Source organism: Granulicella pectinivorans (assembly GCF_900114625.1).
GTDB classification, from domain to species: domain Bacteria; phylum Acidobacteriota; class Terriglobia; order Terriglobales; family Acidobacteriaceae; genus Edaphobacter; species Edaphobacter pectinivorans.
Window position 1 is genome coordinate 882,799 of sequence record NZ_FOZL01000001.1, and the last position, 14,358, is coordinate 897,156.

The 14,358-nt window shown below is 64.4% G+C and carries 9 protein-coding genes; all 9 read right to left on the reverse strand.

Annotation, left to right across the window (positions count from 1 at the left end; translation table 11 throughout):
- Positions 1-54: 54 nt before the first annotated feature.
- The 9 genes from purK to BM400_RS03555 all read right to left on the reverse strand — a co-directional run bounded on the left by purK (position 55) and on the right by BM400_RS03555 (position 14,339).
- Positions 55-1,218: a 5-(carboxyamino)imidazole ribonucleotide synthase gene (gene purK, locus BM400_RS03515; RefSeq protein WP_089836677.1), complete on the reverse strand. Its 1,164-nt coding sequence runs from the start codon at positions 1,216-1,218 to the stop codon at positions 55-57.
- Positions 1,215-1,703, reverse strand: a complete 489-nt coding sequence (purE, locus tag BM400_RS03520; protein WP_089836679.1) for a 5-(carboxyamino)imidazole ribonucleotide mutase — start codon at positions 1,701-1,703, stop codon at positions 1,215-1,217. The genes purK and purE overlap by 4 nt, the downstream gene beginning before the upstream one ends.
- Before the next feature lie 71 nt (positions 1,704-1,774).
- A complete protein-coding gene (locus tag BM400_RS03525; protein ID WP_089836681.1) occupies positions 1,775-1,996 on the reverse strand; it encodes a hypothetical protein in 222 nt (73 codons plus the stop codon).
- A gap of 180 nt (positions 1,997-2,176) precedes the next feature.
- Positions 2,177-4,495 (reverse strand): hypothetical protein, encoded by a 2,319-nt coding sequence (locus BM400_RS21900; RefSeq protein WP_089836683.1) that lies wholly within the window; start codon positions 4,493-4,495, stop codon positions 2,177-2,179.
- Positions 4,492-5,700 (reverse strand): phage portal protein, encoded by a 1,209-nt coding sequence (locus BM400_RS03535; RefSeq protein WP_089836685.1) that lies wholly within the window; start codon positions 5,698-5,700, stop codon positions 4,492-4,494. The genes BM400_RS21900 and BM400_RS03535 overlap by 4 nt, the downstream gene beginning before the upstream one ends.
- 244 nt (positions 5,701-5,944) lie before the next feature.
- Positions 5,945-6,778 carry a DUF3037 domain-containing protein gene (locus BM400_RS03540; protein ID WP_089836686.1) on the reverse strand — a complete coding sequence of 278 codons (834 nt, stop codon included), beginning with the start codon at positions 6,776-6,778 and terminating at the stop codon, positions 5,945-5,947.
- 44 nt (positions 6,779-6,822) lie between these two features.
- Positions 6,823-7,683 (reverse strand): HipA family kinase, encoded by an 861-nt coding sequence (locus BM400_RS03545; RefSeq protein WP_342714601.1) that lies wholly within the window; start codon positions 7,681-7,683, stop codon positions 6,823-6,825.
- A 99-nt stretch (positions 7,684-7,782) separates the two neighbouring features.
- Positions 7,783-9,306, reverse strand: a complete 1,524-nt coding sequence (locus BM400_RS03550; RefSeq protein ID WP_245781659.1) for a phage terminase large subunit family protein — start codon at positions 9,304-9,306, stop codon at positions 7,783-7,785.
- 50 nt (positions 9,307-9,356) lie between these two features.
- Positions 9,357-14,339 (reverse strand): SGNH/GDSL hydrolase family protein, encoded by a 4,983-nt coding sequence (locus BM400_RS03555; RefSeq protein WP_141223796.1) that lies wholly within the window; start codon positions 14,337-14,339, stop codon positions 9,357-9,359.
- Between the last annotated feature and the right edge of the window lie 19 nt (positions 14,340-14,358).

A 14,358-nucleotide genomic window follows, 5' to 3' on the forward strand; every position in this document is an offset into this window, starting at 1 on the left:
CCCACATCTCGATTCTGAGATGTGGGTATGCAGCCACTGAACTCCAAGGGAACGCTAAAGCGCAGCCTTGGCCCGAAGCACCCTCTCCACCGCCTCATCCGGAGTAGCCCCCACCGCGCTCAGATGCCCCATCTTCCGCCCTTTACGTGGCTTCAGCTTCTCATATAGGACAACCCTCACCCCAGGCACCGCCAGCGCCCGATCGAAATGCGGCTCGCGATGCGCACCCTTCTCATCCAGCCAAACATCCCCCAGCAGATTCGCAATCGCCGCCGGCTGCACCACATCCACGTCGCCCAGCGGCAGGTCGCACACCGCCCGCACACACTGCTCGAACTGGCTCGTCACACAGGCCCGCTCGCTCTGGTGATAGCTATTGTGGGGACGCGGCGCGAGCTCATTCACCAGCAGCTTCCCCCCCGCCGTCACAAACATCTCCACCGCCAGCAGCCCTTCCAGTTGGAACGTATCGGCGATCTCATACGCGATCTTCCGAGCCTCCTCTTCCATCGAGGGGGGAATCGGTGCCGGAATCACGCTCCAGCTCAGAATCTGCCGTTCATGGTGGTTCCATGCCGCCGGATACACCTTCACCTCACCGCTCGGGCTCCGCGCTACCATCACGCTGATCTCCCGCTCCAGCTCCACAGCCTTTTCGACGACGCCCGGCCCCTCACCCAGAGCCTCCCACGCCCCCAGAACCTCTTCCTCCGACCCCGTCGAAGTCTTCCCCTGCCCGCGCCCGTCATACCCACCCTGCGCGCTCTTACAAAAACAAGCCCCACCCAACTCCCCGATGGCCTCTCTCACCTGCTCCAACGACCGCACTGCACGATACTCACCCACCGGAAACCCATGTTTCCGCAGCCAGTCCTTCTGCTCAATCCTGTCCTGGATCACCGCCAGCATCGCCCCACCCGGCCGCACCGGGCAAAAACTAGCCGCCGCCTCCATGCTCCGCGGAGCGATCTGCTCGATCTCCAGCGTCACCACATCGCACCCACGCGCCAGGTTCGCAGCCCCGCGGCTGTCATCCCAACCCGCCTCGATATGCCCATCCACCACAAACCGTGCCGGAGCCCCCGGATCCGGATCGAGCACCAGAATCCGGTACCCCATCGCCCGTGCCGCCATGGCGATCATCCGCCCCAACTGTCCACCACCCAGAATCCCAATCGTCGCCCCGGGCAGCAAAGGCCTCGGCTCATTCCTGCTCATACAATCTCCTGCGCCAGCACTTCATCCCGCCGTGCCTCGCGCCAGCTCACCAGCTTCGCCTGCAAAGCCGCATCCGTCGTTCCCAGAATCGCCACCGCCAGCAGAGCCGCATTCGCCGCGCCCGCCGCACCAATCGCCATCGTCCCCACCGGCACGCCCTTGGGCATCTGCGCAATCGACAACAGCGCATCCATCCCCTGCAGCGCGGTCGCCGCAATCGGAACACCAAGCACCGGCACCACGGTCTTCGCCGCCATCATCCCAGGCAGATGCGCCGCGCCGCCAGCACCCGCAATCACCACGCGCAACCCGCGCCCGGCAGCCGCCTCGGCATACTCAAACAGCAGATCCGGAGTCCTGTGCGCGCTCACCACCCGGACCTCATGCGCCACGCCGAACTCCCGCAGCATCTCCACCGCGCGCTCCATCACGGAGTAATCGCTCTTGCTGCCCATCACCACACCCACCAACGGCTCCGCGCTCATGGCCTCGATTATACGAGGTTCCCCGACCCATCCCGGCCACCCCGCCTCCGGTTGCACACACACGCATTCCATCAATGTTTCCCTCCAAAGTAAGCAATCAACCCATGCACCGCCGTCAGCAGCCCACCGAAGGCTCCCGCCATCCCCTTCAGCCTCTGCATCGCCCTCTCATGCCCGGAGACCCTCTGCTCCAACTCATGCAGACGTCCCGGCTGCCCGATGCCGATGAGCTCGTTCATCTGGCTCTTCAATACCGAAAGATCCGCTAGAACCTGTCCTTCAAACTCCGTCATTTTCCCCCCTTGTGTCCTGCCGGACGGGCCCGCTACGTGCGGGGCGGTCACTTCGTGACGCGTCACTGCTTCGCGTGGCTCTCGCGATGGCCGAGAACAAAGTTCCACGCCGACCACCGGGAGGCCCACCGCGAAGCCCAATACATGTCACGAAGTGACCGCTCCGCGCGTAGCGGGCTTCTAGCGTGTAGGCAAACTGCAAAACACCGCACTCGACCACCGCGAATACACCCCGCTGCCGTCATACATCCGCACGTAATACCGCTCACCCGCCGAAACCCTCGGAATCGAGAAGCTCCGCACCGGGCTCCGCAGCACCAGATCCGCCGCATTCCCCAGTCCGAAGCCCCCATCCCGCACCCGCACCTCAAACCCGCCGCCCACAGGTGCAGCCGTTCCGGCATCTACCTGCAACGCAGTCCCCGTCGCGCTGGTCACGGTCAGTTGCTGCAGGTTCGCAAGCACCTCCGCCGCGCCAGCCGACGCCGTCTGAGGCAGCAGCGCATCCGCCGCCACCGACTCCGAGAGCGTCAACCCCAACCCATCCGCCCAGTCGTTCGCAAACGAAATCCTGTAGCCCAACACCTCCGGCGCGGCACGCCCATCCTCGACCACCACCTCCCGCACCACGACGTTCAGCGTCGCGCCGTCCGCCGTCAAGGCCAGCACATCCCCCGGCCAGACATCCCCACCCGGAAACGTCCCGATCACGCAAGCCGTATAAGTCCCCCGCAAAGCCGCCGCCCGAGCCGTGGCAAAGCGCAGCACCGCCATCGCCGCGCTCTCGCAATCCGCCGAGCACCGCGCCACCGGCCTCACGACCTTACCCAGCCAACGCGCCATCCCCTCCGCCGCCACGCTCGCCGCATCGGCCATCCGCGCTACCGACCGCCGCGACCTCCGGTACATCACCGAAACGATCTCCCCCGCCGCCGGAATCCGCCCCGCAAAGAACGTCACCTTGCCCGTCCCTGCCGACTCCGTCAACGCACCATCTACACCCTGACCGGCCACGCCCATCAGCCGCGTAAACGAAACTCCCGAGGCCGGCGTACTCACCACCCACGCCGAACCCGTCTGCGTCAACCGGCAGTACCCCATCGACCCGAAGATCTGCACCGCATCCACCGCACAAAACGTGCAGCTGGCGGGCGTATCCATCACCAACCCCGCCGAAGCCGTGTCATACAAAACCGTAGCCGGCGTATTCGACGAAACCCCCAGGTCGATCACCTCGAAGCACATCGACATCGCCGCGCTCACCAGCCCGCCGCCAAAGCTCTCCACACCTCCATCCACCCGCGCATAGTACGTCTGCATCACGCGTTCCATCTCCGCGCAGTGCAGCCGCATCCGGAACGTATACCGATGCCCGCTCAAAGCCGGATAGCTCGTCCCGACCTCGACCCCATACACCATCGGCGTCACGATCGTGTTCCCCCCGCTCTGCCGCACGTTCCAACCGGCAAAGCAGTTCGTCCGCGACACCGCCCCCGAAAACAACCCGCACAACACCCCGTCGCTCGCCGTAGCCAGCACCACCGCGCCCGCCTCGATCAGCAACGTCCCGCCCATCTCCACCGGGTCGATCGCCGTCAGCGTCGTCTGCCCATCAAACCCATTGCCGCCCGCCATCGCCAGCCCGCCACCACCAAAACCAAGATGCGACCCCGGATCCGTCACCACCCAGGTCTGCGGGTTGAACACTCCCGCATCGAAAGCATCGTCGACCAGCCGCCCCTGCAAAGCCGCCGGTCGAAACGGAGCCTCGCTCAGCACAAACTCCGCCGTCGCTCCATCCCCTGCGAACATCTCCGTCACATACGTCCCGGGCTCCACCGCCCCGGAGACCGTCACATCGTTCGCCAGCTCCTTCACCGCCCCAGCCACCAGCGCACCCGGGCGCAGCGTCCCATCCCCATCGCTCAAGGTATGCGTGACGGTCCCCACAGACCCAAAGGACAGAGCCCCATTGACCACCCGGTACGTCCCGTAAGCCGCGCCAGCCAGCTTACCCGCGTTCACCGACCACGCCTCCGCGGGCACCGGCTGAAACACCCCCACCGCCCGCCCCGCCGCAACGCCGCCCGTCGAAACCGACGATCCACCCACGCGCTGGGTCAGCGTCTGCAACAGCACCCCACCACCCACCGCCAGCCCCGCTCCACTCGATGGCACGGTCAGCTTATCCAGCACCCACTCATCGCTCACCGCGCTCAACGCATAGCGATACACCGGCCCCATCGTTCCCGCACCCAGGTAAACCGCCTCCGGCTCCACCGCCAGGTATCCCGTAAACAGTACGTCTCCCTGCGCATCCGAGACCACTACCCGCCCCCGCCGCACCGGCACCGCCAGCCCGCCCGAGTTCACCACGGACGCTAAACACCGCGAAGGCGCGTTCAACGTCCTCAACACCTTCAGCGGCTCCCCGGACCAAAGCGCCCCGCTATAGTCCACCGCTCCCAGCCCATCCATGTTGTCGATCGTGATCGTCAAGCCGCACCCCGCTTCGCCTTCAACGCAGGCAGCCCACGCATCGACCTCACCTCCGCCACCGTCAACACCCCGGCCTCCAGCAACTGCGTCTGCACCGAAAGCTCCGTCATCGGATCCCGCGCCTCCAGGTCGTTGAAGACGAACTCAAACTCCCGCCAACCCAGCCTCTTCCCAAACACATCCCGCGTAATGTGCTCTGCGATCAGCTTGGCCACCGGAACGATCGCCGACTGAAACGCCTCCTCCGCCAGCTCCGCTGCAGAGGCCTTGTTCACGTCCTGCGTCACCCCCAGCAGCATCGGCGGCAGGTCGAACGCATTCGCAATCATCCGCAGCAGAAACTCCTGCCACTGCAGGTGAAGATCCGCATCCGTCCCTCCTGCAAACCGCAGCACCTCCGGCTTCTGCTCCGAGCTCAGAATCGGCACCTTCCCCGTGCCCTCGATCTCATCCTGCCACCAGTGAATCAGCCGCTCATGCTGCTCCGGCGTAGCCTCGTTCAACCACAGCGCATACTGCACCACCGAGTTCGACGCCAGCCGTCCCGCATACCGCGTAGCCCCCAGCAACTGGTTCACCGTCTCAAATGCAACCTCCAGCCGCCCCAGCCCGAACGGCGTATGCGTCCGCGGATTCAGCCGCACATACATCAGCTCGTCATCCAGCAGAGGCACCAACGCATCCTTGCCCACACGCCCGGTAGCCTGCGCGTACCGAGGCTTCGCGGCATCCCCATCCCAGCTCTCATCCACCTGGATCGTCGCCCCATCCACCGGCCACAACCGGAACGGCTGCGCCGCATCCCCGGTCAACTCCATCTCCACCGCGCCAAATCCGCCGACCAGCACATCCTCCAGCACCTGCTCGAACAGCGTCCGAAAGCTGTCTCCTGCGTTCGGCTCCTCCAGCGCAATCCGCAGCGCCTTCAGACGCGCATCCGCGTCGGTTACCTCGCCAGTGACATATCCACGCCGCACCCTCACCTGCCAATCCATGCTCGCGATCCTGTCCTTTACGACATTGATCGCCCGCCGCGCCACCGGCGTCTCCGCGAACCGCCGCAGGTTTGCCGGCGTCATCTTCATCACGCTCTGCCCCTGCCGCGCACCGCCGTACGGCGTCAGGATGGAGGGCAGCATCGCCGTCTTGCGCACTGGCTCCACCTTCGTTTGAAATATCCCCCGAACCCGCTCGATCCAACCCATCCCTACCCCCTGAAAAGAAAAGGGGTGAAGCCTAAAGGCTTCACCCCTGCTAGAAACTCATGTCCTGCCGGACGGGCCCGCGACGCGCGGGGCGGTCACTTCGTGACGTGTATACCGATCGTGCCGCTACCATCTCGTGCGGGCCTTCCGTTGGTCTCCATGGAACTTTGTTCTCGACCAACGGAAGGGCCACACGAAGCAGTAAAAAGGCGTGTGAACGCCCGCCCCCCCCCGTAGGACGAACCTAAACCTGCAGCTCCATCCTCGCCGTCGCCGCCGCTCTCGCCAGGTCGTTCACCGTCACCACCCGAATCGCCTCCCGCTCCATCGCCTCCACCCCAAACCGGTACCGCTCCATCGCCTCATCCTCCAGCTCCGAAACCTCCCGCAAAGGCTCAACCACCGCAGTCAACTCCAGCGAAACCCCCTCCACCCGCCCCACACCCTCACGCAGCGAAGCCGCCGAATAAGCCAACCCCTTGGCCCCCTCCACATCGCCCTCCAGAGAAACCGCCTGAAACATCCGCACCAGCTCCGTAGCCCGATACCCGCAATCGATCCGCATCGGATCCCCCGCACGCGTATACATCGAAGCGCCAATCCTCTTGCGCATCAACCCCCAAACCCCGGCCCGCTCGAACTCAGTCCGCATCGCCCCCGCAATCGCCGCCCGCCCCGTCTTCGTGCGCGGACGAGCCACCCGCAAAGGCTCCACATACATCCGCATCAGCAGCTCCATCTCGCTCGCCATATTCTCCGCGAGACACGCCCCTGCCGGCGACATCTGCAGCGAGTTCGAAAGCGAGTCCTCCAGCACTTCCATCACGGCCTTCGGGTCCTTTGCACTCACCCCCACAGCCAAACGCGAAGCAATCTCCCCCTCCAGCCCCTCCAGCAACCCGATATCCGCATCCGCATCCATGCACCGCACCCGCGACCAGTCCCGCGTAAACCGCACAAGGCTCTCCCCACCGCCCGTGGCCTCACGCAGCACCACGCCGATGTTGGTGAACTCGCCCTTCACCACATCCGGCACATACCGGATCAGGAAGAACTCACACGGAACCCGCTCGCCCAAACAAAACCCTCCACTCCAAACCTAAGCAATCCAACCACCAAACCCTACATCAAAAACTTGCCCATATTCCCCAGGTCTTCAAACTGCCGGGGCACCACCACCCGCGTATTCGCAACCCAATTCGGGAATGGCTCCCGATTTGAATCCCGAAACGACCCAATCAACTCCCGCACGCGCCCCCGCCGCACCAGCATCGTCTCCATCAGCCGCTCGATCGTCGCAAGATCCCCACCGTACCACTCCGGCGGAACTCCCTCGGCAATCTCCCAAAGCACCTCCGCCCCCATCTCTTCGATCTTCGTCAGCCAGGGCTCAAAGCTCCCCCATCCAGTCACCCCGCGATACACCATGTTCCGCGCAAACACCCCCCGCAGCGGCGAGTCCGGAAAGGTCCAGTCCCCCGCATTGAAGCAGTATCCCTGATCGACAAAATGCGCCCGATACTTCCTCTCCCGGGGCTTCTTCTCATACACCGCCTGCCGCCCGTTGCAGTTGCCCGCCCACTTGTCCAGCGCCAGAATCCCCGCGAACTCCGCCAGGTTCCGCACCTCGTCCATCTGCTGCTCCGGCAGATAGTCCACCACCTGCCCCGGCATCATCCCGCCGACAAACGCACTGCCAAACTGCAACCCCGCCGCGCACCGCAGCCTCTGCCCCTTGCCCAGGTCGATCACCATTCCCGCGCTATGTTCCACCAGCCAGGGCGTCACCTCGACCACATCGCACACCGGCACGGTCAACCCCGCTGCCGCCGCCAGCCGCGAAGCGATCAGTTCATTCGCCAGCACCCGCAGATGCTGCGGATTGTTCTGAAACTTGACGACCCAGAGCTTCCCATCCGCCCCCAGCATCAACTGGCTCTGCGCCCCACCCCGCATCCGACGAATCGCCTGTACCGCCAACACCGCCAAGCCATCACCCCACGCGTCCAAGCAGAATACCCGAAGCACACCCTGAGCGGCGTGGGCGTCGATTCCCGAGCAACACGATGCTCGGCACGGATCCTATTCTCGACCAACGGGAGAGCCACCCGAAGGAGTAAAAGGGCGTGTGAACGCCCGCCGCCCGCGCAGGGTGCCCGTCCGGCAGGACATCTCCGCCCTCACCGCCTGGGCCACCGCCATAGCCATAAAGCAATCGTCATGTCCGCCATTCGCCGCGCCCGTCCTGCCTCCTTCAAATGCCACATACGTCCGGCACTCCCCCAGCAGTCGCCTCGAAGAAAACATCCAAGGCGCTTCCACCAGCAGAGCCCCCATCCGGCTCACCATCCCCGGCTTGGACCCCGCCGTCGTCAGCCACCCAGCCACGCCATCCCGCCCCGCCCAAACCCTCTCATACCGCTCCGTCGCATCCAGATACGCCAGCACCCCGGCCCCATGGTTGTTCCTCTCCACCGCGACAACCGCTCCCCCATACTCGCGGGCCAGAGCCGCCACCACCCGAGCCAGCTCCAGCGCCCCCAGCCTCTCCTTCAGCTCCGCGCACTGCAACCCGCTCTCCCGCTCGATTACCTGCACCGCGGCAAAGTCCCCACTCGCCCCACCCCCGGCCGTATCCACCCCCACTAGGTACTCCTCACCCAACACCGGAGGCAGCCAAACCAGAAGAGCTCCGCCCCGCCGAACCTCCAGCGGATCTCCCACCGCTGCCATTCGCTGTTCAATGGCCGAAACCTCGAAACAACACTCCCCCGTAGCCCGGAAGCAGGTCTCCGCATCCTCCGCGAACTCCTGCGACCGCAGACCCCGGTAGCTCGCCTCCAGCCCTCGCCGAAACCCGATCTGCTCCGCCGTCAGCCCCAGCGCCCTCTCTTCCGGGGTCCAGTCGAACACCGGCTCCGCCACATAGGCCTCCTCCCACCACCACGGCAGAAAGTGCCTTACCAGCCCGGCCCCGGAACACCACTCCTCATAGAACGCTCCATACGCCCCCATCGGCGTCGACTCCATCACCATCTCTCCCCCCGGAGCCAGAGCCGCCCGCAACCCCGCCAGCGTAGCCCTCGCATCTCCCGGCCACCGCGCCACCTCGCTGCAATGCAGATTCTGCATCGTCAACCCACGCCCCGCATTCTCATCCGAAGCGCTCACCACCCGATACTCGCTCTCCAACTCCCCAAACACCATCTGCCCCGCATTCGACCGGCTCAACCGCAGCGGTCCCTCTTTCATCTCCTCCGGCAAATGCATCCAGAACCGCCGCACAATCTCGAAGATCGCCTCCGCCGCCTCCCGCGTCTGCGCCACCTGGACCGTCAACACCCCGCAAGCGCTGATCGTCTTCAGGAAGAACCGTCCCGCCACCCACGTCGTCACGCCCATCTGCCGCGCCTTCAGCACGATGTTCGCTCTCCCTCGAGTTGCCTCAAAAGCCCTCTGCGCCCGGTTCGCCACCAGGGGCCGCAACCTCCCCTTCCGGTCCCGCACCTTCAACAACGTCTTCGCCGCACGAATCCCCGCGCCCGGCCAATCCATCTCCCGCCCAATCTGCAACAGGTCCGTCTCATCGTTCGTCAGCCGCTTCACCCAACCTCCACCACGAAGCGGGCCAGGACCACCCTCCCAGCCCGCTCCCGTTACCGCACCGTAGCCCAGTAGTCCCCCGGCGCCGCCGAGTTTCCATTGAACGTCGACGTCAACTCCACGCATCCTCCCGCCGGCACCGTCAGCGTCGTATTGCCCGCCACGTTGTTGAACGGAAAGTCGCTCGGAGCCGTCAGCGTCAGCGTATTGCTCCCTATCGTCGTCGCGTTGCACATCGAGATCTGCCGCCCCGTCTGCCACAGCGCCGAGTTCATCGTCGCGTTGATGCTGTTGCTCGCCGTATTGAAGTTCAGCCCGCCATCCGCGCACGTAGCCGCGTACGTCGATGCCGTAATCGCCGTCGGATTGAAGTTCGCCGGCGAAGACCCATCCAGCCAGTTGATCGTGCACGCCACGCTCAGCGCGATCCGCGCCTGCCCCGCAATGCTCGGATGCGTCAGATCGCTCGTAAAGTAGGAGTTCGCATTGCACCCGTCGCACCCCATCAGAGGGTCCGCCGTCATATCGTCAAACGCGTCATACCCCGCCGTCTTCCATCCAGCCCTTGCCAGCGAAGCCAGCGCATTCTTCGAGGTCTCGTTCAGGATGCCGCCGCCCCCGCTGCCTCCCCGCGAAATCATGCTGATGTAGAACGTCCTCGGCCCATACGCCTTCTCGATCCGGTTCCACCCCACCGCCAGATCCCACACCTGCCCCGCCGTCTGCCCCAGCCCGGCCCCGAAGTTGTTCGTCCCTTCGAACAGCGACACGATCGACGAACCCGCGGCGCTCTTCGACTGTGGCCCATACAGCCACGGAATCTGAGCGGTCTGCGCCTGAACCAGTGCTCCCGTCGCCCCGTAGATCTGCCTTCCATAGGCCTTGTTCAACATCGAAGCAGGCAGTGACGTCGTACCCGCATAGGAGTACGCTCCCGTCGTCAGATACCCGCACGCCGGCGTCCCCGCCAGGTTATAGCCGCACGTGATCGAGTCGCCCGCCGCAATATACTGCGCCGTGGGAAACACATACGGCGACCCCGTCATCGCAATCCCCCGTTGCGTCGCAATCTGCGTCGCCAGGCTTACGTTCGCCGCAATCTGCGCCGCCGTCATGCTGTTCGTCGCCGAAAAGCGCACCAGGTCGACCTTCCCGATCAACGCAAGGTTGCCAAGCGCGACCGTCACCGTATTGCTCGAGCTCCCCAGTTGGTAATTGCCATTCGGCAGCGGATTCGCCCCACCGCACGCATGCGACAAACCCGAAGTCGTATCGTTCAGAATCAGCGTCGTCCCCAGGTAAACCTGCGGGCCTCGTCCCGTCGGACAAACCACCGTAATCACCTGCGTCCCGGTAAACACGTCACTCGCACTCACGGCACTTGCGCTGCCCGAGCCGTACCCCGCGACCGTCGCCCCATACATCCCCACATTCACCACGTTGGCCTTGCCCAGCACATCCGCGCCCACGTTGTTCGTCGTGGAGTGCGTCCCCAGCAGAATCGTATTCTGCGTGTACTGGTTCGCCGGATTCGACCCATACGCATAGATCGGAAGCTCCACCACCATCGTCATCGTGCCGAAGTTGTTCACCGACGCTGGAAAGTCCGCCTGATTCCCGTACGCGAACTGATAACCATTCCCGGTTCGCACCGGCGGAGCCGTGCTCGAGACCGCTCCCACATTCGCCGTGTTGCACTGGTCCACCATCGCCGCGCCCGTCGTCTCCTGGAACGTGAAGTACCCCAGGCAGTCGCCGTTCCACGTATACGTGTTCACACTCGTCAGCGCGGTGGTAAGAGCCGCGCCCACAAAAGCCGTCGTCGCCACCTTCGTGCTGTTATCCCCATTCGCCGCCGTGGGAGCCGTAGGTGTCCCCGTCAACGCCGGCGAAGCCAGCGGTGCCGCGCCCGTCACCTGCGCCACGCCATAGTCGCCGCTCGCCGGTGCCACTGCACCCGTCCGCGCATTGAACGAGGTCACGCCGCCCGCCGGCGAAACCCAGGTCCCATCCTCACGCAGATACCGCGTCGTCCCCGCAGTAGCACCCGGATCCGGAACCGCACCCGCCGCATGCGATCCACCCGAACCGACCATCACCGGCAACCGCGCCGCGCTCAGTGTTCCAGTCGTCACATTCCCCGCATCCAGCGCACCGTTCAGCGTCGTCGCCGTCACCACGCCCGTATTCACCGCCGCCGTGCTCATCGCCGCCGCGTTCAGGTTCGTCACATTCAGCGTCGTAAGATTCGCGGTGCCTGCCGTAAAAGCCAGCGGCGAAAAACTGTACCCCGTGCCCCGCAGCGAAAGCCCCAGCGTACTCGTCTGCGGCGAGTAGTTCATCGTGTCCAGCCCAGCCGAGCTGTCCAGCTCAAACAGGTTGTACGCCGAATCCCACCGGTTGCATCCCTTCGAGTTGCAGTGCAGCGAGAACACCGACTGCTCGCCCGCCTGCGCATCGAAGTCCCTGTTCCAGATACCCTGCGACACATACGCAATGTCCGGATACCCGCGCGTCCCTCCATTGCCGAAGTAGTTCGTCGCCGCGGACAGGTTCTGAATCGTGAACCCCCGCATCGTCGGACCCACGTTGTCCTGGTAGCTGTACCCCGTGTTCTGCTGAATCTGCGGCCTCGGCGAATACTGCGAGATGATCGCCATATCCCCACCGATCTTCACCTGGAAGTAGTGCGGCTGCTCCACCGGATCGTTCGCCGCCCACGCCACCGTATTCGGAGCCAGCGTAAACAACCCATCCACGCTCTTCGTCGCCGGGTTGTAGACGCTCAGCACCTCCGCCATCGGATACAGCGCATACCCACCCGTCACAAATGAGATCGTGCCGCCCGCGCTTGTGCTGTTCGCGCCGGCCTCCGTGTACGTCAGCGTATTCGCGCTCGTCGACATCACCGCGAAGTTGCCGTTGTAGCTGGAGTCCGTCACCCCCGCCACCGTCATCGTCAACCCCGACACGTCATAGCCCAGGGTCGAAGGCACCGTCACCGTCACCACACCCCCGCTCCGCACCGCCGACACCACCGGAAAGGTCAGATTCGCATACGCGGAGGTCTGCCCCATCTGTCCCACGACCGCCGTCGCCGACCCCGCATAGTACAACCCGTTCGCGGCATACGATCCCACCACCGGGAACACCTGGCGTATCCCGTTGATCGTATCGACCTTCTGCTCCAGCCCATACCCGCACAATCCGCCCATCGCAATCGTCGAGCTCGCGCCATGCGGCTTCAGCAGCGTCATCTGCAGATGCGTCCCATCGACCACCGTGTAGGGAGCCATCTCCCAGTTCGACAGGATCGTCGACTCACCCGCGATACACGCAATTCCCGAGCTGCCCGGCGCCGCCGCCGTATTCGTCGAAAACCCCGCAGGAACGCCCGTCGTCGCAATCGGCACCGTCACCGTACCCGGAGCGACGTTGTGCGCCTGCGAAGGAATCAACGAAGCCGACAGAAAGAACGTGCTCACCGGAAACGAACTGCCCGTAAACGTAGCCACCGGATGGATCGTGCCCGCACTCCCGCCCGTCAGCGACCCAGCAGAGATCACCCCCGCCGGATTCTTATCGATCAGGTAGCGTCCATCCCCCTGTGTCCCGCCATTTGTCTGCGACCCCACCGTCACGCTCTGCGATCCCACCGTGCACCCCGCCGAGCACTGTCCCGTAAACACCCTCGGATCCTCGCGCACCTCGATGTCGTACGGATGCGTGCCTTCATCGGCATTGTCCCGAAAACCGCCCATCGAATGCAGGAACTGCGCCCCAATCAAACAGTCGCCCACCGCATAGCAGTTTGTGTTCAGCCCCGCCAGAACATGCTGCCCCTGCGTGTTGTAAACGCCCACCACCTCGGAGCCTTCATACGTCGTCTTGAAGTACGGAACACTGCCCAGCTCCGCCGAAAACAGGTTCGATCCACCCGCCAGCGCCGTATGCTTCACGTTCAGCGCCGTCGACTGCAGCGCACCCGTAGCCATAGCCTGCGCCACCGTCCCCGTGCTGTCCGTCGTCGTCACATCGATGCCCTGGCCGGACTCATTGCTCCCGTCCGCCGGATTCTTCGGATTGAAGTACGTATCGTGCTGACCGCCCAGCCGCATATCCTGCACATGCGTCTGGCTCCCCCATCCCGTCTTGAACAGGTAGTTCTCCTGCCCCGTCACCGTGGGCTCCACCGTCACCGTGCATCCCAGCCCAGCCGCACTCGCGCCCGTGCAATCGCCGGAGTTCGTGGCGTTCGCAATCCCATTCACATTCGGCACCGTCGCATACTGGCTCGCATACTCGGTCCCGTTCAACCGGTTCACCTCGAGGTCCGTTCCCGTCGGCTGCGCCACCACCTGCGTCCCGCTCGGCACCAGCGCTACCTTGCCCGCCGTTCCACCCCCGATACCCGCAACACTCGCATCCACATAGTGCTTGTCCGCGGCCTGGTTCCCGCTCACCGGATCGCCCGGCAGCACCAGCGGACCCGTCATCGTGTCGCCCGTCTTCGCCACGTACGGCGAAGAGTCCAGCGGATGCCCCGTCACCGCCGCCACAATCGCCGTATCCACATAGCTCTTGCTTACCGTCTGCATCGCAACCGAAGTCGGCAGCACCGTATTCTTCACCCGTGCGAGAGTCACCGGGCTCGCACTCAACGGAACAACCCAATACTCCTTCTGCACGCTCCCATCGTCCAGGTGATACACCACCGTGTAGTACGTCCCAATCGGAGTAGCCCCCACATTCGGAACCAGCGCAACACTCAGCGCGCCTCCCGCCCCAATTGCCGTCGACTGACTCCCGCCCTGGATCACCTCACCCGCCATCGTCGTAAACGTAGGCCAGTTGATAACCAACGTCCCCGCCGCCGCCGTCCCATCCGCGTGATACACGGTATCGGCAACAGTAGTGGTTACAATCTGCATCGCATACGCCGTCCCCACCCATCGCGGACCGGCCATCCCCACCATCCCGAACGCCAGCGCCAGCAGAATCTTCACCAGCGTCTCCCACCGCATCGACTTACTCATCCATCCCCCAATCCTTGTT

What these genes read in the sequence shown, in the direction of transcription:
- purK (WP_089836677.1), bottom strand. Translation starts at nt 1,218, where the DNA reads ATGAGCAGGAATGAGCCGAGGCCTTTGCTGCCCGGGGCGACGATTGGG.
- purE (WP_089836679.1), bottom strand. Translation starts at nt 1,703, where the DNA reads ATGAGCGCGGAGCCGTTGGTGGGTGTGGTGATGGGCAGCAAGAGCGAT.
- BM400_RS03525 (WP_089836681.1), bottom strand. Translation starts at nt 1,996, where the DNA reads ATGACGGAGTTTGAAGGACAGGTTCTAGCGGATCTTTCGGTATTGAAG.
- BM400_RS03535 (WP_089836685.1), bottom strand. Translation starts at nt 5,700, where the DNA reads ATGGGTTGGATCGAGCGGGTTCGGGGGATATTTCAAACGAAGGTGGAG.
- BM400_RS03555 (WP_141223796.1), bottom strand. Translation starts at nt 14,339, where the DNA reads ATGAGTAAGTCGATGCGGTGGGAGACGCTGGTGAAGATTCTGCTGGCG.